The 20,429-nt window shown below is 71.3% G+C and carries 18 protein-coding genes; 16 read left to right on the top strand and 2 right to left on the bottom strand.

Features of this window, described 5'->3' with window-relative positions; genetic code table 11:
* The first annotated feature begins 308 nt into the window (after positions 1 to 308).
* Entirely contained in the window at positions 309 to 2,906 is a 2,598-nt protein-coding gene (gene clpB, locus OG828_RS23420) for an ATP-dependent chaperone ClpB (protein WP_328502220.1), read from the top strand.
* 36 nt (positions 2,907 to 2,942) lie between these two features.
* Here clpB and OG828_RS23415 read toward each other — a convergent pair whose 3' ends face one another.
* Positions 2,943 to 3,074, bottom strand: coding sequence for a hypothetical protein (locus tag OG828_RS23415; protein ID WP_328360081.1), 132 nt, complete (start codon positions 3,072 to 3,074; stop codon positions 2,943 to 2,945).
* Positions 3,075 to 3,211: 137 nt separating this feature from the next.
* On the opposite strand from OG828_RS23415, the gene OG828_RS23410 reads away from it, so the two are divergent.
* Positions 3,212 to 3,739 (top strand): YbjN domain-containing protein, encoded by a 528-nt coding sequence (locus OG828_RS23410; protein ID WP_210579884.1) that lies wholly within the window; start codon positions 3,212 to 3,214, stop codon positions 3,737 to 3,739.
* A gap of 128 nt (positions 3,740 to 3,867) precedes the next feature.
* Here the strand turns inward: OG828_RS23410 and OG828_RS23405 are convergent, their stop codons facing one another.
* Positions 3,868 to 5,058: a pyridoxal phosphate-dependent aminotransferase gene (locus OG828_RS23405; protein ID WP_328502219.1), complete on the bottom strand. Its 1,191-nt coding sequence runs from the start codon at positions 5,056 to 5,058 to the stop codon at positions 3,868 to 3,870.
* A gap of 129 nt (positions 5,059 to 5,187) precedes the next feature.
* Between OG828_RS23405 and OG828_RS23400 the strand changes: the two genes are divergently transcribed.
* The 14 genes from OG828_RS23400 (at position 5,188) to OG828_RS23335 (ending at position 20,425) form a co-directional block, all read left to right on the top strand.
* Positions 5,188 to 5,436: a hypothetical protein gene (locus tag OG828_RS23400; protein WP_328360071.1), complete on the top strand. Its 249-nt coding sequence runs from the start codon at positions 5,188 to 5,190 to the stop codon at positions 5,434 to 5,436.
* 382 nt (positions 5,437 to 5,818) lie between these two features.
* Positions 5,819 to 6,409: a DUF2617 family protein gene (locus tag OG828_RS23395; RefSeq protein ID WP_328360068.1), complete on the top strand. Its 591-nt coding sequence runs from the start codon at positions 5,819 to 5,821 to the stop codon at positions 6,407 to 6,409.
* 58 nt (positions 6,410 to 6,467) lie between these two features.
* Positions 6,468 to 8,105, top strand: coding sequence for a polyamine aminopropyltransferase (locus OG828_RS23390; RefSeq protein ID WP_328502218.1), 1,638 nt, complete (start codon positions 6,468 to 6,470; stop codon positions 8,103 to 8,105).
* Between the two features lie 190 nt (positions 8,106 to 8,295).
* Entirely contained in the window at positions 8,296 to 9,195 is a 900-nt protein-coding gene (locus OG828_RS23385) for an SRPBCC family protein (protein ID WP_328502217.1), read from the top strand.
* Positions 9,196 to 9,588: 393 nt separating this feature from the next.
* On the top strand, positions 9,589 to 10,389 hold the full coding sequence (locus tag OG828_RS23380) for an aldose epimerase family protein (RefSeq protein ID WP_328439480.1): 801 nt from the start codon (positions 9,589 to 9,591) through the stop codon (positions 10,387 to 10,389).
* A gap of 10 nt (positions 10,390 to 10,399) precedes the next feature.
* Complete coding sequence (gene pyrE / locus OG828_RS23375; RefSeq protein WP_210579899.1) at positions 10,400 to 10,951, top strand: orotate phosphoribosyltransferase; 552 nt, start codon at positions 10,400 to 10,402, stop codon at positions 10,949 to 10,951.
* 117 nt (positions 10,952 to 11,068) lie between these two features.
* Entirely contained in the window at positions 11,069 to 12,100 is a 1,032-nt protein-coding gene (gene fbaA / locus OG828_RS23370; protein ID WP_328360054.1) for a class II fructose-bisphosphate aldolase, read from the top strand.
* A 64-nt stretch (positions 12,101 to 12,164) separates the two neighbouring features.
* Positions 12,165 to 13,631, top strand: a complete 1,467-nt coding sequence (locus OG828_RS23365; RefSeq protein ID WP_328502216.1) for an MFS transporter — start codon at positions 12,165 to 12,167, stop codon at positions 13,629 to 13,631.
* A gap of 247 nt (positions 13,632 to 13,878) precedes the next feature.
* Positions 13,879 to 14,292 carry a DUF3151 domain-containing protein gene (locus OG828_RS23360; protein ID WP_301982806.1) on the top strand — a complete coding sequence of 138 codons (414 nt, stop codon included), beginning with the start codon at positions 13,879 to 13,881 and terminating at the stop codon, positions 14,290 to 14,292.
* Between the two features lie 153 nt (positions 14,293 to 14,445).
* Complete coding sequence (locus tag OG828_RS23355) at positions 14,446 to 15,285, top strand: tryptophan 2,3-dioxygenase family protein (protein WP_328360045.1); 840 nt, start codon at positions 14,446 to 14,448, stop codon at positions 15,283 to 15,285.
* A complete protein-coding gene (gene kynU, locus OG828_RS23350) occupies positions 15,278 to 16,525 on the top strand; it encodes a kynureninase (RefSeq protein WP_328502215.1) in 1,248 nt (415 codons plus the stop codon). Before OG828_RS23355 ends, kynU begins: the two co-directional genes overlap by 8 nt.
* Positions 16,526 to 16,761: 236 nt before the next feature.
* Entirely contained in the window at positions 16,762 to 17,859 is a 1,098-nt protein-coding gene (locus OG828_RS23345) for an alpha/beta hydrolase family protein (protein WP_328502214.1), read from the top strand.
* 237 nt (positions 17,860 to 18,096) lie between these two features.
* Positions 18,097 to 19,131: an alpha/beta hydrolase gene (locus OG828_RS23340; protein ID WP_328502213.1), complete on the top strand. Its 1,035-nt coding sequence runs from the start codon at positions 18,097 to 18,099 to the stop codon at positions 19,129 to 19,131.
* Between the two features lie 106 nt (positions 19,132 to 19,237).
* Positions 19,238 to 20,425, top strand: a complete 1,188-nt coding sequence (locus OG828_RS23335) for an acyltransferase family protein (protein ID WP_328504922.1) — start codon at positions 19,238 to 19,240, stop codon at positions 20,423 to 20,425.
* The last annotated feature ends 4 nt before the right edge of the window (positions 20,426 to 20,429 follow it).

Below are 20,429 nucleotides of genomic sequence, written 5' to 3'. Positions count from 1 at the left end.
GCGATTCCCCCGTCGTAACAAGATCGCTCAGGTGCTTCCCCCCGCAGCGGCGTCACCGTGACCTGAACACGGTGACGCCGCTGCAGTTTTACGGGATATTTCAGGACAACCACCCAGTCGGTCTGTGGCTGGAAAACACCGCGATCACCCGAGCCGGCCGAGTCGGACGCGTTCCGCGAACGTATGTCCACGACGCCTGAACTCCGCCGCCGAACCTCCCGTACACCCCCTTGAGTGGAATAGACTCAACTTTGTGTACGTTGCTCACGTCAGTGTGGACGGCTGACGCTTAGGAGGAGAACGGATACGTGGACGCCGAGCTGACCAACCGGAGCCGGGACGCCATCAACGCGGCCAGTAACCGGGCCGTGCAAGAGGGACACCCCGATCTCACCCCGGCGCATCTGCTGCTCGCGCTGCTCGCGGGCCAGGAGAACGAGAACATCACCGACCTGCTCGCCGCCGTCGACGCCGACCAGGCCGCCGTACGGACCGGCGCGGAGAAGATCCTCGCCGGGCTGCCCAGCGTGACCGGGTCCACCGTCGCGCCGCCGCAGCCCAGCCGTGAGCTGCTGGCCGTGATCGCGGACGCGCAGGCCAAGGCCAAGGAGCTGGGGGACGAGTACCTCTCCACCGAGCACTTTCTCGTCGGGATCGCCGCGAAGGGAGGTCAGGCCGGCGACGTACTCTCCCAGCAGGGCGCCAGTGCGAAGAAGCTGCTGGAGGCCTTCCAGAAAGCGAGGGGAGGGCGACGCGTGACCACACCGGATCCCGAGGGCCAGTACAAGGCACTCGAGAAGTTCGGCACCGACTTCACGGCCGCCGCGCGCGAGGGGAAGCTCGATCCCGTCATCGGGCGGGACCAGGAGATCCGGCGGGTCGTGCAGGTGCTGTCCCGGCGGACCAAGAACAACCCCGTCCTCATCGGTGAGCCCGGCGTCGGCAAGACCGCCGTCGTCGAGGGGCTCGCCCAGCGGATCATCAAGGGCGACGTGCCCGAGTCCCTCAAGAACAAGCGGCTCGTCGCGCTCGACATCAGCGCCATGGTCGCCGGGGCGAAGTACCGCGGTGAGTTCGAGGAGCGGCTGAAGACCGTCCTCGCGGAGATCAAGGACTCCGACGGGCAGGTCATCACCTTCATCGACGAGCTGCACACCGTCGTGGGCGCCGGCGCCGGCGGGGACTCCTCGATGGACGCCGGCAACATGCTCAAGCCCATGCTCGCCCGCGGTGAGCTGCGCATGGTCGGTGCCACGACCCTGGACGAGTACCGCGAGCGGATCGAGAAGGACCCGGCGCTGGAGCGCCGCTTCCAGCAGGTGCTGGTCGCCGAGCCGAGCGTCGAGGACACCATCGCCATCCTGCGCGGGCTCAAGGGGCGCTACGAGGCCCACCACAAGGTCGTCATCGCGGACAGCGCGCTCGTCGCGGCGGCCAGCCTCTCCGACCGCTACATCACCTCCCGCTTCCTGCCCGACAAGGCCATCGACCTGGTCGACGAGGCCGCCTCCCGGCTGCGCATGGAGATCGACTCCTCGCCCCTGGAGATCGACGAACTCCAGCGTGCCGTCGACCGGTTGAAGATGGAGGAGCTCGCGCTGGTCAAGGAGACCGACCCGGCCTCGCGCGAGCGGCTGGAGCGGCTGCGGCGCGATCTCGCCGACAAGGAGGAGGAGCTGCGGGGCCTGACCGCCCGCTGGGAGAAGGAGAAGCAGTCCCTGAACCGCGTCGGCGAGCTGAAGGAGAAGCTCGACGAACTGCGCGGGCAGGCCGAACGGGCCCAGCGCGACGGCGACTTCGACACCGCCTCCAAGCTGCTGTACGGCGAGATCCCCACCCTGGAACGGGACTTGGAGGCCGCCTCGCAGGCCGAGGAGGAGGCATCCAAGGACACCATGGTCAAGGAGGAGGTCGGCGCCGACGACATCGCCGACACCGTCGCCGCCTGGACCGGCATCCCCGCCGGGCGCCTCATGGAGGGCGAGACGCAGAAACTCCTGCGTATGGAGGAGGAGTTGGGCAAGCGCCTCATCGGCCAGCAGGAGGCCGTGCGGGCGGTGTCCGACGCCGTCCGGCGGAGCCGGGCGGGCATCGCCGACCCGGACCGCCCGACCGGCTCGTTCCTCTTCCTCGGCCCCACCGGCGTCGGCAAGACCGAACTGGCCAAGGCGCTCGCCGACTTCCTCTTCGACGACGAGCGGGCCATGGTCCGGATCGACATGTCGGAGTACAGCGAGAAGCACAGCGTGGCCCGGCTGGTCGGCGCCCCGCCCGGCTACGTCGGGTACGAGGAGGGCGGCCAGCTCACGGAGGCGGTGCGGCGGCGGCCGTACAGCGTCATCCTGCTGGACGAAGTCGAGAAGGCGCACCCCGAGGTCTTCGACATCCTGCTCCAGGTGCTGGACGACGGCCGTCTGACGGACGGTCAGGGGCGGACGGTCGACTTCCGCAACACCATCCTGGTCCTCACCTCGAACCTCGGCAGCCAGTTCCTGGTCGACCCGATCATCACCGAGGCGGAGAAGAAGGAGCAGGTGCTCGAGGTGGTCCGCGCCTCCTTCAAGCCGGAGTTCCTGAACCGCCTCGACGACCTGGTCGTCTTCTCGGCCCTGACCAAGCCCGAACTGGAACGCATCGCCAGGCTCCAGATCGACCGCCTCACCAAGCGCCTCGCCGAGCGCCGCCTCACCCTGGAGGTCACCGACGAGGCCCTGGCCTGGCTCGCGGACGAGGGCATGGATCCGGCCTACGGAGCCCGTCCGCTGCGCCGCCTCGTCCAGACCGCGATCGGCGACCGGCTCGCCAAGGAGATCCTGGCGGGCGAGGTCAAGGACGGCGACACCGTCCGGGTGGACTCGTTCGGGGACGGACTGATCGTCGGCCCGGCGACGGGTAAGACCCTCTGAGCGGCGCGCGGGGGCTCTCGCGAAGGAGCCCCCGCGTCACCCAGCCACCACCCACACCGCGAGCAGCGTGAGGACGCCGGCCACGAGCGCCGCGGGCAGCCCCAGGATGAGGGCGACCACCCACCACCTGGTCCGTCCCACCGTCTCGCCACTCTGTGCCATCGCCATTTGCCCCACCCTTCGTGCAGCGGACGTCCCCTACCGGACAGATCCTGTCAGCTGACGGCTGACACTTCCTGTCGGGGTTGCCAACCGGGTCCCCCAGTGAGGGAGGATGGCGGAATCCGTACGAAGGGAAATTCACGGTGACCATCGACCCGTCCTCGATTCCGAACTTCGGGGGCCAGCCCGAGCCGCAGCCCCAAGGACCGGCGGGCCCCGTCGTCCCGGATCAGGACCTCGTTAAGCAGCTCCTCGACCAGATGGAGCTGAAGCACCTCGTGGACGAGGAGGGTGACCTCGTCGCACCGTGGGAGCAGTTCCGTACGTACTTCATGTTCCGCGGCGAGGGTGACCAGCAGGTCTTCTCGGTGCGGACGTTCTACGACCGGCCCCACCAGATCGACGAGAAGCCGCAGCTGCTGGAGTCCATCGACGACTGGAACCGGCGGACCCTGTGGCCCAAGGTGTACAGCCACACCCATGACGACGGCACCGTCCGCCTGATCGGCGAGGCCCAGATGCTGATCGGCACGGGCGTGAGCCTGGAGCACTTCGTGTCGTCCACGGTCAGCTGGGTGCGGGCCGCGATCGAGTTCGACAAGTGGCTCGTGGAGCAGCTCGGCCTCGAGCAGGAGGTCAACGAAGCGGAGAAGCCCGAGGACGACGAGTAAGTCACGTCCTGGTCTTCAGCGGAGCCCGGCCAGGGCATGGGTCATTGCGGCCTCATGCCGGGGTCGGGCTCTCGTCGTCCACAGCCTGTGGAAAACTCTGCCGATCTACGGGGCCACCCGACCCGGCCTCAGCCGGCCAGCGCCTTCAGCCGCTTTACCGCCTCCTCCAGCACGCCCGTCTGCTTGCAGAACGCGAACCGCACGAAGGGTGCGCCCGCCTCCCTGTGGTCGTAGAAGACGGCGTTCGGGATGGCGACCACCCCCGCGCGCTTCGGCAGCGCGCGGCAGAAGGCGAAGCCGTCGCTCTCGCCGAGGGGGCGGATGTCGGTGGTGATGAAGTAGGTGCCGGCGGGCTTGAACACCTCGAAGCCGCTCTCCGCCAGCCCCGCCGCCAGCAGGTCCCGCTTGACCAGCATGTCCTGGCGAAAGGCCGTGAAGTACGTCTCCGGGAGCCTCAGCGCCTCGGCGACCGCGTACTGGAACGGCCCGGAGGCGACGTACGTCAGGAACTGCTTCGCCGACCGCACCGCCGTGACCAGCTCCGGCGTCGAGGTCACCCAGCCGACCTTCCAGCCGGTGAAGGAGAACGACTTCCCGGCCGAGCCGATGGTGACGGTCCGCTCGCGCATGCCGGGGAACGTGGCCAGCGGCAGATGCTCGGCGTCGTCGAAGACCAGGTGCTCGTACACCTCGTCCGTGACCACCAGCAGATCCCGCTCTACGGCCAGCTCGGCGATCGCGGTCAGCTCCTCGCGGGTGAGGACGGTGCCGGTCGGGTTGTGCGGGGTGTTGATCAGCAGGAGGCGGGTGCGGTCGGTCACCGCGTCGCGCAGCTCGTCCAGGTCGAGGCGGAAGCTGCCCTCGTGCGGACGGAGGGTGACCGGCACGCGCGTGCCGCCCGCCATCGCGATGCAGGCCGCGTAGGAGTCGTAGTACGGTTCGAAGGCGATCACCTCGTCGCCGGGTTCGAGCAGGGCCAGGAGTGAGGCAGCGATCGCCTCGGTCGCGCCGGCCGTCACCAGGACTTCGCGGTCCGGGTCGTACGACAGCCCGTACCGCTGCCGCTGATGATCCGCGACGGCGCCCCGCAGCTCGGGGATGCCGGGACCCGGCGGGTACTGGTTGCCGCGGCCGTCGCGCAGGGCGCGCACCGCCGCCTCCCGGACTTCGTCGGGCCCGTCGGTGTCGGGGAAGCCCTGGCCCAGATTGATCGACCCGGTCGACAGGGCGAGCGCGGACATCTCGGCGAAGATCGTCGTCCCGAACTCGGCGAGCCGGCGGTTGAGGAGCGGGCGTGCGCTGGAGGTCATGCCGGTCATCCTGCGCCCAAGCTCTGGACTTCCTCAACTCTGCTTTGACGGTCATGGCGGCCGGGCATGCCCAGGTCACGCAACCAGCGGAGCGCCCACGGGGGGCCGCTCCGGGGTAAACGGAAGGAGGGTGACGCCATGACCATCGGCATCATCCTGACGGTCTTCATCGTCCTGTTCTTCGCGGCCATGGTCGCCAACGCGCGCAGGGGCGGCCAGCGGCGTCGTCGGCGCGCGGGACGGTACAGCGGGAGCGGCGACGCCGGCGCCGGCAGCAGCGGCAGCTGGTGGGCCGGTGGGGGAGACAGCGGCGGCTCGTCGTGCGGCGGTGGATCGTCGTGCGGGGGCGGCGGCGGGGGTGGCGGATGCGGTGGTGGAGGCAGCTGACACGGGGCAGCTGAGCTCCCCCAAGGGGGAACCGCATCCGACCACGGGACCGCGCTCGCTGCCGGTTCCACATCGCGCCCGCCGGGGACAGTTCCCGGCGGGCGCTCGTGCGCTCCCGTGCACGCCAAATGCGCTGAGGCGCACGCCGTGGTTGAACAGATGAGCTGAGGAGCCCACTGAGGGATGGAAACCCTACGAAGTTGGGTAAAAACGCTGTGGAGGCGCCTCAGTTCATGATTCCCTCTACATCACCAAAGCGGCCCCTCGGACGTCCCGCGGACACCTGTTCCCGACCGGGCTGACCGGGCTGATCTCCCGGCGTGGACCGGGAAGTGCCGGACCCACCCCTCCCTTTTTCTTTGTTTTCTAGCGGAGCCGACCCATGCTCACGACCCTGAAAACCTCGTACACCGACACGCGCGCGGCCGACCTCGCCTGGGCCCTGGGGCGTGAGCCGCTTCCCGCACTGGCCACCCTCGACCTCGAACTGACCGGGACAAAGCTCCAGTTGAGACTGCTTGGCGCGTCCCACCAGGTGCTCCTGGAGGAGGAGCAGGGCGTCTGCTCGGAGACGGTGGCATGCATTCCGGGCAGCAGCACACCGCTGCCGCTCGGCGTCGCCAAGCGGGTGGGCGACTGGGAGTACGAGTTCGCGGCACGCGTCGAGATGCTCTCCCCGGGCTCCTTCGCGGGCCGCGCCCAGGAGTTGCTGGCCCTCGTCTCCGACCACCCGCACGGCCTCGCCGGAGTCTTCCCGGGCAGCCCGCACGCCTTCACCGCGCTGCTGGCCCAGCGGCACGAGGGGCAGGTGCACTGGCGGACCTGGCACGCGTACCCGCAGGACGGGCAGTTGGTGGCGACGCGGACCCGCGTCGGGGTGCGGGTGCCGGCGGGCCGGCCCAGCCCGTCGCCGGTGTCCTCCCGCCCCGGCGCGGGGGAGTTCGCGGCCCAAACCGGTATCCGCCGCCTGTAAACAGACTCCACACGTGTGGGTGACGAAGCGTGCCGGTGGCGTGACGTACCGTCGCAAGGTGATCGAACCGCACGCGCCCGCCCCACCCGGCACACCGCCGCCCTGGGGCCGCCCCGCGCGGCTGCCCGTCCGGCCTGGCGTCGGCCGGTTCCTGGTCCTCGCGGGTGTGTTCGTCTGCGCTGCCTGCGGACTCGTGTACGAACTCGAACTCGTCGCCCTCGCCTCGTACTTGATCGGCGACTCGGTCACCCAGGCGTCCGTCGTGCTGTCCGTGATGGTTTTCGCCATGGGCATCGGTTCCCTCGTCGCGAAACGGCTGCGCAGCCTCGCCGCGGCCGGCTTCGGCGCGATCGAGGCGACGCTCGCGCTGGTCGGCGGCTGCAGCGCGATGGCCTTGTACGCCGTCTTCGCCTGGACCGGCGACTGGGGCGGACTGTGGGCGCACGGCCCCCGGCTCCTGCTCGTCACCTTCTCCCTCGCCATCGGCCTGCTGATCGGCGCCGAAGTCCCGCTGCTGATGGAACTCATCCAGCGCATCCGCCGCCAGGACCCGGGCGGCGCGGTCGCCGACCTGTTCGCGGCGGACTACGTCGGCGCGCTCGTCGGCGGCCTCGCCTTCCCCTTCGTACTCCTGCCGCAGCTCGGCCAGTTGACCGGTGCGCTGATCACCGGGGCGGTCAACGCGGTGGTCGGCGGTGCGCTCGTACTGGGCCTGTTCCGCGGCGATCTCACCCTGCGCGGCCGGTGGTTGCTGGTGCTGGCCAACCTCACCGTCCTCGGCGTCCTCGCGACCGCCGCCGTCCACGTCGACGACTTCGAACGCGCGGCCCGGCACGCCGTGTACGGCAGGGACGTACGCGTGGCCGTGCAGACCGACGTCCAGGAGGTCGTCCTCACCGGCGACACCGACGGCCGCCCGCTCGACCTCTACCTCGACGGCCGGCTCCGCGTCGGCGGCCAGGACGAGCGCCGCTACCACGAAGCGCTGGTCCACCCCGCGATGAACGGCCCGCACGCGCGCGTGGTGATCCTCGGCGGCGGCGACGGGCTGGCCGCCCGCGAAGTACTGCGCCACCCCGACGTCCACCGCGTCGACGTCGTCGAACTCGACGCGGGAGTGGTCCGCCTGGCGCGCGGGGACCCGGGACTGTCCGCGCTGAACGATCACGCCTTCGACGACCCCCGCGTCCATGTGAGCACGGCGGACGCCTTCGCCTGGCTGCGGTCGGCGCCCAGAGCGGCGTACGACGTGGTCATCTCCGACCTGCCGGACCCCGGGATCACGGCGAGCACCAAGCTGTACTCGCAGGAGTTCTACGGCCTGGCGCGGCGGGCGCTGGCACGGGACGGCCGGCTCGTCGTGCACGCCGGTCCGGTCTCCTCCCGCCCGAAGACCTTCTGGACGGTGGACACCACGATGCGCGCCGCGTCCCTGTCGACGTCCCCCTACGGCATCACCGGCCACGACGCCGGCTTCCGCGCCGGCCCCGACCGCTCGACCGGCGGCACGGCGGATGGCCCGCACGACTGGGGCTTCGTGCTGGCGACGACCGGGGGGAATCCGCCGCTGTCCCTCGCGGAGGCGCCGCCGCTCCGGACGCTGACTCAAGGGGAGTTGAGGGCGGGGGCGAGGGTGCTGGAGGGGATGCGGGTGAGGGGGGTGGAGGCTTCGACGCTGGTGCATCCGCGGTATTGAGGGGGGTATTGCGGGCGGTATTGAGGGGGTGTTGAGGGCGGTATTGCGGAGGGGTCTTGAGGGCGGTATTGCGGGGGTTTCCTTTGGGTGCCGGGGAGGCGGCAGCCGCCGGTCGACGTCCGCACACACGCCGAGCGAGTTGTGGCCAACGGGAGCATGCGGACGGCGCCTGCGGGTACGCTCGGCCAACATGGAGCATGAGGTGTTCGTTCCGGTTCCGGTCGAGCGGCTGAGGGAGGCGCTGGCCGACCCCGCACGAATCGCGCGGGCGGTCCCCGGGCTCCAGCAGGACGCCGGCGCCGAGCCCGTCACCGGCAGGCTGAAGGTCCGCGTCGGCGGCCACACCATCACCTACCGCGGCTCCGCCCGGCTCTCCGGGCAGGACGACGGTTCGTACGCCATCGAGGGCGACGCGACCGAGGCCCGCGGCACGGGTTCGGTCAAGCTCGCGCTCACGCTGCGTCTCCGTGACGCGGACGGCGGCACGACGCTCAGGTTCGAGGGCACGGCCACGGCGGACGGACGTGTGGCGGAACTTTCGGCGGATGCGGTCACCTCGGCGGTGGGCCGTCTGCTGAACCGTTTCGCGGAGAATCTGGGGGCCGAGGGGGAAGAGGCTGAGGGTCCGGGGCCGAGGGGGGCGGAGGCGGCGGAAGCTGCGGATGCCGTTGTCGAAACCCCGGAGGAGCCGAAGGGGGCGGCGGAGGTCGCGGACGCTGCGGATGCCGTTGTCGAAACGCCGGAGGAGGCGAAGGGGGCGGCGGAGGTCGCGGATGCTGCGGATGCCGTTGCCGAAGCGCCGGAGGAGTCCTCCGTGTTCGATGCGGAGGTGCCTGCGCCGGGCCTCGATCCGCTCGCGGAGGCCGAGGCCGAGGAGCCGGCGCCCGCCGAAGCCGCTCACGCTCGGCGCACGATGATCGGGCGCAGTGCGGAGGAGGTGGATCACGCTCCGCCGCGTGGCCGGTATGCGCCGGTTCCCGCGCCTCAGACGGTGGCCCCGCACTCGACGCTTCGGTGGGCGGCTCCGGCGGCGGCGCTGGTGCTGGCGTCGGCGATCGTTGTCGGCAGGGTGCTGCGTAAGCGGCGCTGAGTGGTGGGGCGGGGATTTTCTCGCCCCCGCCGCCCCTACCCGTCCCATCCCTGGGGGCTGCGCCCCCAGACCCCCGCTTCGGCCTGACGGCCTCGTCCTCAAACGCCGGACGGGCTGGAATGCGGGGACCGGCGCCGAGAAGCGAGCGCCCCCCGGCTGAAATACGCGCACCGGCGCCGAGAAGCGAGCGCCCCCCCGGCTGGAATGCGCGGACCGGCGCCGGGAAGTGAGCGCCCCCCCGGCTGGAATGCGCGGACCGGCGCCGAGAAGCGAGCGCCTCCCGGCTGAAGTACGCGCACCGGCGCCGAGAAGCGAGCGCCCCCCGGCTGGAATGCGCGGACCGGCATCAAGAGGCACCGGACGGCCTCTTGATCCGCCCAGTAGGGTCGTGCCGTGAGTAGTGAAGACATCACGCTGACCGCGGGTGACGCGGAGGTGACCGTGCAGCCGGGGAACGGCGGGCGGGTCGGTGGGCTGCGGGTCGGTGGGGATCAATTGCTGCGGCAGGGGGAGCGGTTCGGGTGCTTCCCGATGGTGCCGTGGTGCGGGCGGATCCGGGACGGGCGGTTCCGGGACGGGGCAACGGTCCACCAGTTGCCGCTCAACTCCCCGCCGCACGCCATCCACGGCACCGCCCGCGACGGCGCCTGGCGCACCGCCCGCAGGACGGCGAACGAGGCCGTCATCACGTACGACCTCGTCGACCCCTGGCCCTACCCCGGCCGGGTCACCCAGGTTGTCGCCCTCGCCGAGGACTCCCTCACGCTCACCATGTCCGTGGAGACGTACGAGTCGTCCTTCCCGGCGCAGATCGGCTGGCACCCGTGGTTCAACCGGAAGCTCGGTGAGAGTGCGGGCGTCGTCCTCGACTTCGCCCCCACCTGGCAGGAGGAGCGCGGCGACGATCATCTGCCGACCGGGAACCGGATCGAGCCGAAGCCCGGGCCCTGGGACGACTGCTTCGGTATGCCCGGCGGCGTCGACGTCACCCTCACCTGGCCGGAGCGGCTGGAGCTGACCGTCAGGAGCGGCGAGGAGTGGGTCGTCGTGTACGACGAGCAGGAAGCGGCCGTATGCGTCGAACCGCAGACCGGGCCGCCGGACGGGCTCAACAGCCTGCCCCGCCTCGTGACCCCGTTGGAGCCGCTGGAGGCCTCGACCACCTGGACCTGGCGCAGCCTGAGGGCTGTCTAAGCTGGCAGTCATGACGACGGACGCACGTGACGCGCTGCTGCGGCAGATCAAGGACAAGGCCGTGGTGCACGGCAAGGTGACCCTCTCCTCGGGTATCGAGGCCGACTACTACGTCGACCTGCGCCGGATCACCCTCGACGGCGAGGCCGCCCCGCTGGTCGGGCAGGTGCTGCTCGACCTCACCTCCGACCTCGACTTCGACGCGGTCGGCGGCCTCACCATGGGCGCCGACCCGGTCGCCGCGGCCATGCTGCACGCCGCCGCCGCGCACGGGCGGAAGCTGGACGCCTTCGTCGTCCGCAAGGCCGCCAAGGCGCACGGCCTGCAGCGGCGGGTCGAGGGCCCGGACATCGCCGGCCGCCGCGTTCTCGTCGTCGAGGACACCTCCACCACCGGCGGCTCCCCGCTCACCGCCGTCGAGGCCGTGCGGGAGGCCGGCGCCGAGGTCGTCGCCGTCGCCACGATCGTCGACCGGGCGACCGGCGCCGCCGAGAAGATCCAGGAGGGCGCGGGGGTGCCGTACCGCTACGCCTACTCGAAGGACGAGCTGGGACTGGACTGACGGGGCGTCCCGATCATCCGGTCCTGTCTGGAAAGATGGGCCCGACGATGACGTCGCCCCCTAGGTCAGGGCCGTAAAGCCAGCAGAACGCCACCCGCACAATCAAGGAGCGGACAGATGCCCATCGCAACCCCCGAGGTCTACAACGAGATGCTCGACCGGGCGAAGGCAGGCAAGTTCGCCTACCCGGCCATCAACGTGACCTCGTCCCAGACCCTGCACGCGGCCCTGCGCGGTTTCGCGGAGGCGGAGAGCGACGGCATCATCCAGATCTCGACGGGTGGCGCCGAGTTCCTGGGCGGTCAGCACAGCAAGGACATGGTCACCGGTGCGGTGGCCCTGGCCGAGTTCGCGCACATCGTCGCCAAGAAGTACGACATCACCGTCGCCCTGCACACGGACCACTGTCCGAAGGACAAGCTCGACGCGTACGTACGTCCGCTGCTCGCCGTCTCCGAGGAGCGGGTCAAGGCCGGGCAGAACCCGCTGTTCCAGTCGCACATGTGGGACGGTTCCGCCGAGACCCTCGCCGACAACCTCTCCATCGCGCAGGAGCTCCTCGAGCGCGCCCGCGCCGCGAAGATCATCCTCGAAGTGGAGATCACCCCGACCGGTGGCGAGGAGGACGGCGTCTCGCACGAGATCAACGACTCGCTGTACACGACGGTCGACGACGCCATGCGTACGGCCGAGGCCCTCGGGCTCGGTGAGAAGGGGCGCTACCTGCTCGCCGCCTCCTTCGGCAACGTCCACGGTGTGTACAAGCCGGGCAACGTCGTGCTCCGCCCCGAGCTGCTGAAGGAGCTGAACGACGGCGTCGCCGCGAAGTACGGTCAGCCGGCCGGCTCGCAGCCCTTCGACTTCGTCTTCCACGGCGGCTCCGGCTCCACCGCCGAGGAGATCGCGACCGCGCTGGAGAACGGCGTCGTCAAGATGAACATCGACACGGACACGCAGTACGCCTTCACGCGTCCCGTCGCCGACCACATGTTCAAGAACTACGACGGCGTCCTCAAGGTCGACGGCGAGGTCGGCTCCAAGAAGACCTACGACCCGCGCACCTGGGGCAAGCTGGCCGAGGCGAGCATGGCCAAGCGCGTCCTCGAGGCCTGCGGGAACCTGCGTTCCACCGGCACGAAGATCAAGTAGCCGTAACCGTACGTTTGCAGCGAGCCCGGTGCTACGGCACCGGGCTCGCTGTATACCTGTGGGCATGCCCGACGTCCGGATCGCCTCCTCGCAGGGCAAGTGGATCCTGCTCACCACCGTCCTCGGCTCCAGCATGGCCCTGCTGGACTCGACCGTCGTCAACGTCGCCCTCCCCCGGATCGGCGAAGACCTCGACGCGAACCTGTCCGCCCTCCAGTGGACGGTCAACGCGTACACGCTCACGCTCGCCGGACTGATCCTCCTCGGCGGTTCCCTGGGCGATACGTACGGCCGCCGCAAGATCTTCGTCATCGGCGTCATCTGGTTCGCCGTGGCCTCGCTGCTGTGCGGGCTCGCCCCGAACGCCGGCTTCCTCATCGCCGCGCGGGCCCTCCAGGGCGTCGGCGGCGCGCTCCTCACGCCCGGCTCCCTCGCCCTCATCCAGGGCTCCTTCCACCCCGACGACCGGGGCAGGGCCGTCGGCCTGTGGTCCGGCTTCGGCGGCATCGGCGCGGCCGTGGGCCCGTTCCTCGGCGGCTGGCTGGTGGACGGCCCCGGCTGGCGCTGGATCTTCCTGCTCAACGTCCCGCTGGCGCTGCTCTGCGTCCCCATCGCTCTGCGCCACGTCCCCGAGTCCGGGGACGGCCGCAAGCACGGCCGCTTCGACGTCCTCGGCGCGACCCTCGGCGCGCTGTCCCTGGCCCTGGTGACGTACGCGCTGATCGAGGCCCGGAGCGGTTCCCTCGTCGTCACCCTCACCGCGATCGCGGGCGTCGCCGCCGGGATCGCCTTCGTGTACGTCGAGAAACGGCGGCCCGACCCGATGATGCCGCTCGGAATCTTCGCGTCCCGCCAGTTCACCGCGGTCAACCTGGTCACCGTGTGCGTGTACGCGGCCCTCGGCGGCTTCTTCTTCCTCGCCGTGCTCCAGCTCCAGGTCGTCGCCGGCTACTCCGCCCTCGCCGCCGGTACGGCCATGCTTCCCACGACCGTCCTGATGCTCCTGCTCTCCGCCCGCTCCGGCGAACTCGGCGAACGCATCGGCCCCCGCATCCCCCTCACCGTCGGCCCCCTGGTGTGCGCCGCCGGCCTGCTGCTGACGCTGCGCATCGGCCCCGACGCCTCGTACGCCGCCGACGTCCTGCCGGCCGTACTCGTCTTCGGCCTCGGCCTCGTCGCCCTGGTCGCCCCCCTGACAGCCACCGTCCTCGGCTCCGTGGACGCCTCCCGCGCGGGCCTCGCCAGCGGCATCAACAACGCGGCGGCGAGAGCGGCCGGCCTGATCGCGGTCGCGGCCCTCCCCCTGCTCGCCGGAATGGGAGAAGACGCCTACCGCTCACCGACCGCCTTCGACGACGCCTTCGGCCGCGCGATGATCATCTGCGCGGCCATCCTGGTAGCGGGCTCGATCCTGGCCTTCACGACGGTACGCCGCCTGCCCCCGGACTGCCGCCGCCCGGAATGCCGTACACATGGGGCGATCACGGCACCGCCGCTGGAGGGGGAACCGGTAAAGAAACGGATCGCATAGCGCCCCGAAAGGGGCGCGGGGCTGTATCGATATGCGGCTCCGCCGCGTGGGCGCGACCAGCCACGACGCAGCCGCAGACGACAGACAACCCGGCGCGGCACTTCCAGGGGGAACCTGTGAAGAAGCGGCTCGCGTAGCGCCCCGAAAGGGGCGCGGGGAACTGCGCGACCAGCCCCCACCGGCCCGCAGACAGCCGACGACCGACCACGGCACCCCCAGTGGCGCGCCATGCCCCAGACTGGAACCCATGACGATCCATGAAAACCTCCTCGGGGGCCCGCCCCCGACGCACCTCCCCGACGACCCGGAGCCGCGCGAACTGCTCGCGAACGGCACCGCACCCGCGGACGTGGCCGCGCAGTACCCGACCTCCTCCCTCGCCTGGGCCCAGCTCGCGGACGACGCGTTCGAGCGGGGCAGCGTCGTGGAGTCGTACGCCTATGCCCGCACGGGCTACCACCGCGGCCTGGACTCCCTGCGCCGCAACGGCTGGAAGGGCCACGGCCCGGTGCCCTGGGAGCACGAGCCGAACCGCGGCTTCCTGCGCGCCCTGCACGCCCTCGCCCGCGCCGCCGGGTCGATCGGTGAGCAGGAGGAGTACGAGCGCTGCTCGCAGTTCCTGAAGGACTCCTCGCCCACGGCGGCCCAGACCCTGGGCTAGGCGAGCGCCGGCGTCGAGTGCGGGTCCGGCTGTGATCCAGTCGGGCCTTGCACTTTCCGGGGGACACCCGTGAGGATTCGGGTGGGGACCGGGGCCCCCGTGTCGGTAACGGCAGGGGCGGACCGCTACCCGGAGTTACAACAGGAGACAGCGATGTCCCAAGAGGCTCACGAGACGAACGAGCCCGAGACCCCGCATCTCGACTTCGCAGGCACGACGCCGTACGAGGACTACGTCAAGGCGGACGTGCTCACCCACCTCCAGCACACCCTCTCCGACGATCCCGGAGAGATGGTCTTCCTGGTCACGACCCAGGTGATGGAGCTGTGGTTCACCGTCATCGTCCATGAGTGGGAGACCGCCGCGCACGCCCTGCGCGAGGACCGGGTGCGGGTGGCGATCGACGCGCTGAAGCGTTCGGTACGGGAACTGGAGGCGCTGAACGCCTCCTGGAAGCCGCTCGGACAGCTCACCCCGGCCCAGTTCAACTCGTATCGAAGCGCTCTCGGCGAGGGCTCCGGCTTCCAGTCGGCCATGTACCGGCGTATGGAGTTCCTGCTCGGCGAGAAGTCCGCGTCCATGCTGGTCCCGCACCGCGGGGCGCCCCGAGTCCACGCCGAGCTGGAGAAGGCACTGCACGAGCCGAGCCTGTACGACGAGGTCCTGCGGTTCCTCGCGCGGCGCGGGCACGCGATTCCGTCGTCCGTACTTCAACGTGACACAGCACTGCGGTATGAGCCGTCGCCGGAGGTGGAGGCCGTCTGGACGGCCGTCTACGCGGGCGATCCGGGTGATGAAGTGGCCCGGCTGGGCGAGGCGTTGACCGATGTCGCCGAGCTGGTGTGGCGCTGGCGGAACGATCACTTGGTCGCCACGCGCCGGGCGATGGGCGCCAAGACAGGGACCGGCGGCTCCGCCGGGGTCGCCTGGCTGGAGAAGCGCGCACAGAAGAACGTGTTTCCCGAGCTGTGGACGGCGAGGTCTCATGTCTGAGCGATCTGAGCGATCTGAGCGATCTGAGCGATCTGAGCGATCTGAGCGGTCTGAGCAACTGCTGCGCGCCGAGAAGCTGGACGCCGCCGACGAACTGGCCGGTGTGCGTTCGCGGTTCGTGCTCGACGACGTGGTGTACCTGGACGGCAACTCGCTGGGCGCGCTGCCCGCGCACGTCCCCGGCCGGGTCGAGGACGTCGTCCGCCGGCAGTGGGGTGAGCTGCGCATTCGTTCCTGGGAGGAGAGCGGCTGGTGGACCGCGCCCGAGCGGATCGGCGACCTGATCGCTCCGCTGGTCGGTGCGGCGGCCGGGCAGATCGTCGTCGGGGACTCGACAAGTGTCAACGTCTTCAAGGCACTTGTGGCAGCCGTGAGGATGGCGGATTCCGGTCGGGACGAGATCGTCGTCGACGCGACGACGTTCCCCACGGACGGCTACATCGCCGACTCCGCCGCCCGGATGACGGGCTGCACGCTGCGGCCGGTGGCCCCGGCGGACGTACCGGGGGTCCTGGGCGACCGTACGGCCGCGGTGCTCCTGAACCACGTCGACTACCGCACGGGCCGGCTGCACGACCTGCCCTCCCTGACGTCCGCGATCCGCGCGGCCGGCGCCGTCTCCGTCTGGGACCTGTGCCACAGCGCGGGCGCCCTGCCGGTGGGGCTCGACGAGCACGGGGTCGACCTGGCGGTCGGCTGCACGTACAAGTACCTGAACGGGGGTCCCGGTTCACCGGCGTACCTCTATGTGCGCCGTGAACTGCAGGACCGCTTCGACTCTCCGCTGCCCGGCTGGAACTCCCACGCCGAGCCCTTCGGTATGCGGTCGGCGTACGAACCGGCGGCGGGCGCGCCGCGGGGGCGGGTCGGGACGCCGGACATCCTCTCGATGCTGGCGCTGGAGGCTGCGCTGGAGGTGTGGGAGGGAGTCTCGGTCGAGTCCGTTCGCGCCAAGTCCCTCGCTCTGACGGACTTCTTCCTGGAGTGCGTGACGTCGTACGTCCCCGAGGGCAGGGTCGAGTCCCTGACGCCGAGCACGCATGCGGAGCGGGGGAGCCAGGTCGCGCTGCGTTGCGATGACGCCGGGGATGTCATGAAGCGGCTCGTCGAGCGGGGCGTCGTCGGCGACTTCCGCGCGCCTGACGTGCTTCGGTTCGGGTTCACGCCGCTGTACGTCGGGTTCGGGGATGTGGAGCGGGCGGCTCGGGTGCTGGGGGAGACGGTGGCCGGGGCTGCGTGACGGGGCGGGCGGGGGCGTGGCGGGGCGGGTCGGATCGGTCGTCGGTGAGTCCGGCGGGCGCCGTCATGGGGCGTGCACGCTGTGGTGCGAGGGCGCGGCGGCACTGCGGAACCGTTCACCCTCACCGAGGGTGACATCCCCGTGTCGGCGCACGTCACCGGGCTGATACCGTCCCCGCCAACGGCCGATTTCTCTCCTGGTCCGCCAATTTCGTTCCGTCGCTGAGAGGTTGGAGCATGCCGGACGACGTCGCAGCACGAGCCGCCGCCGAAGAGGAGTCGGCCTTCTCGCACCCGCCCGTCGACCCCGACGCCACCGCGGCCTACGGCGACCACCACGACCAGGTGATCGACTTCTACGCCCCGCGCACACCCGAACCGGCCATCCCGGGCGTCCTCGCGCCGCTGATCGTCATCCTGCACGGCGGCGCCTGGCGGGCACCGTACGACCGCCGTCACATGACCCCGTTCGCAGACTTCCTGGCCCGCCGGGGCTTCGCCGTGGCGAATGTCGAGTACCGGCGCGGAGGGCGGGAGACGGAGGGGACCGCCGATGCGGGCGCGGGGGCGACGGGCGATGCGGGCCCGGGGGCGACGGGCGATGCGGTCCCGGGGGTGAAGGGCGATGCGGGCGCGGGCGTGCAGGGTGGTCAGGGCGCGGACGTGCAGGGTGATCCGGTCGCGGAGGCGAAGGACGATGCGGTCGCGGGCATGCAGGGCGGTCAGGTCGAGGGGGAGCAGGGCGATCCGGTCGCGGGGGAGCGCGGCCCCGTCGCCGGTCGCTGGCCGGACACCTTCGACGACGTGGCGGCCGCGGTGGACGCGCTCCCCGCGCTCGTACGGGAGATCCTCCCGCAGGCCGACGCGCGCCGCATGGTCGTCACGGGTCATTCCGCGGGCGGTCACCTGGCTCTGTGGGTGGCGGCCCGTCACCTTCTGCCGGCCGACGCCCCCTGGTACACGGCCCGCCCCGCGCCTCTGCGCGGTGTCGTCGCCCTCGCCCCGATCGCCGATTTCGCGGTCGCCGAGAAACTCGACGTCTGCGGCGGCGCGGTACGTCAACTCCTGGGCGACGAGGAAGAGTTCGCGGCCCGCCGGCCGTACGCCGACCCGGCGCTCCTCCTGCCCACCGGCATCGCCACCACCCTCGTCCAAGGGCGTACCGACATCGACGTCCCGCAGGCGGTCGCCGAGTCCTACGCGGACGCGGCGGCGAAGGCGGGCGAGGTGGTGGGCCTGACGCTCCTGGAGGACGTCGGCCACTTCCCCCTGATCGACCCGGCGGCGGACGCGTGCGCGGTGGTGGCGGAGGAGATCGCGCAACTGGCCTGGTGACACCGGCCTTTCGGGGCCGCGGCACTCCGAGTCCGAGCGAGCACTGTGTGCCCACGGTGCCCACGCGACGCGCGTGGCCGTCATTCGTCGCGTCGTCGGCGGCCCCTTCATACCCGTAATACCTGAGAGCTACGTCGCAGGTGAGCTCCCTGGCGTGACGCGGACGACAACCGCTGATCCGTAACTTCCCATCCAGACAGGCCCGATGGCCGGGCGGAACTGGGAGGGGAGTCGACCATGGGGCTGGACGAGAGGGCGGCGACGGAGAGCGGTCGCAGCGGTCCGGGGGACCGGCGGCCGCGCACTCGGCGGCACCTCGCCCTCAGATGGCGCCGCACCGTCCTGGCCGCTCTCATCACCGCCGCCGTGGTCTTCCCCCTCTCCGGCGCCGCGCAACCCGAGATCCCCGCGCCGCGGCCCGCGGCCATCGCCTCGGTGACCGTGGCCACGCTGGGCGAGGTGTACGGGGCGAACCGGGCGAACGCGGTGGAGGCGTCCCGGATGGCGGCCGCCCACGGGGACACCGGCCGCGCCGCGGCGGACCGCTCCCTCGCCGCCCCCTCCCGCCACCTCCTCGCCTTCGACGGCCGTGGGGCGGGCCGGGCGACGGAGGTCTTCGGCGACCTGGCCCACGCCGACCGCATAGCGGTGCTGGTCCCGGGCTCGGACACCTCCCTCGACACTTACGGCCGCTTCCGCGCGACGGCCCTCGCTCTGCGGCACCAACTCGCCCAGGACGCCCCGACCGGTCCCCGCACCGCGGTCGTGGCCTGGCTCGGTTACAAAACGCCCGGCACGGTGAGCGCGACGGTCACCACGACCGGCCGAGCCGAGGAAGCGGCCCCGGAACTGCGGGAGTTCATACGGCAGTTGCGCGGCGTCGTCGGCCGTGACGCGCAGGTGTCCCTGGTCTGCCACTCGTACGGCTCCGTGGTCTGCGGCCGGGCCGCCGCCGGCCTGGACGTCGACGACATCGCCCTCGTCGGCAGCCCGGGCACGGGCGCCGACACGGCCGCCGACCTGCGCACACGCGCCCGCGTGTGGGCGGCACGCGGCGCGGACGACTGGGTGGCGAACGTTCCGCACGTCAGCGCCGACCTGTTCGGCACCACCGTCGGCTTCGGCACCGACCCGGTGTCCCCGGCCTTCGGCGCCCGTGTCTTCACGGCGGGCGACGGCGGCCACAGCGACTACTTCGCACCGGGCTCGGCCTCCCTGGCCAACCTGGCCCGGATCGTCCTCGGAGAGGCTTCGGAGGTGACCCGTGCGTGAGCTGAAGCTGCGCGGCCCGGGCGAGCGCATACGCAAGAACACCGAGCGCATACGCACGGACATCGAGCACATACGCACGGACATAGGGACGGGCATGTGGAAGGAGATGCGGAAGGGCGCCGACCGAGCCGACGCCGCGACCCCCGCGGACCGGGACCGCGCGGTCGACGCCCTGCGCGCCTTCGCGATCCTCGGCATAGTGCTCGGCCACTGGCTGGTGACGGCCCTGGTCGCGCGCGACGGCTCGCTGCGCGCCGCCAGCCCGCTGCAGCACATGCCCTGGCTGGCCCCGATCTCCTGGGCCTTTCAGACGCTCGCCGTGTTCTTCCTGGTCGGCGGCCATGTGGCGACCCGTGGCTACACCTCGGCACGCGCCCGCGGCACGACCTACGGACAGTGGCTGACCGCCCGGCTCTCCCGGCTGTTCAAACCGGTGGCGGCCGTCCTCGCCCTGTGGACGGTGGCCGCGGTCGCCCTCCTCCTGACGGGTGCGGAGTTCGGCACGGTCCGCACACTGGTCAAGCTGGCCCTGTCCCCGCTGTGGTTCCTGGTGATCTTCGCGGCGCTGACGGCGGTGACACCACTGCTGGCCCGGCTCAACCCGCTCTGGCCGCTGGCCGTCGTCCTTCATGTGGACCTCCTGCGCTTCGGACTGGGCGGCCCGTCCTGGCTCGGCTGGGCGAACGTGGCGGCGGGCTGGCTCGTCCCGTACACCCTGGGCGCCGCCTGGACCCGAGGCGAGCTGGACCGTCGTCGGGCCGGCTGGATCCTCCTCACCGGCGGCGCGGTGGCGACGGCGGCGCTCATCGCCTGGGCGGGCTATCCGGCGTCGATGGTGGGCGTACCGGGAGCCGGTATCTCGAACCTCAACCCGCCGACCCTGGCCGCCGTCACCTTCGGCCTGGCCCAGTGCGGCCTGGCCCTGCTCCTGCGCGACCCGCTGCGCCGCACGATGCGCCGCCCCCTGACCTGGGCAGCCGTGGCCCTGGTCAACCTCTCCGCCATGACGATCTTCCTCTGGCACCAGACGGCCCTCATGGCGACCACCGCCACGACCCTCCTGGCCGGTCACCTCCCCGGCCTCCACACCCGCCCCGACAACCTGACCTGGATCGCCTACCGTTGCGCCTGGCTCCCCCTCTTCGCCCTGGCCCTGACCGCTTGCTGGACGGCCTTCCGCGCGTACGAACAGCCCTCGGGCCGCCGACGCCGCCCCCGACCCCGCCCGTCCCGAGTGATCCGCTCCCACCGCCACCCCCGGACCCCGCAAGCAAAGGCCCCTCACCGTGCCTAGGGTT

It is taken from the genome of Streptomyces sp. NBC_00457, from assembly GCF_036014015.1.
Classification (GTDB): Bacteria; Actinomycetota; Actinomycetes; order Streptomycetales; family Streptomycetaceae; genus Streptomyces.
The sequence above is the reverse complement of the archived record's forward strand: the minus strand, read 5'-3'. Positions and strand labels throughout refer to the sequence as shown.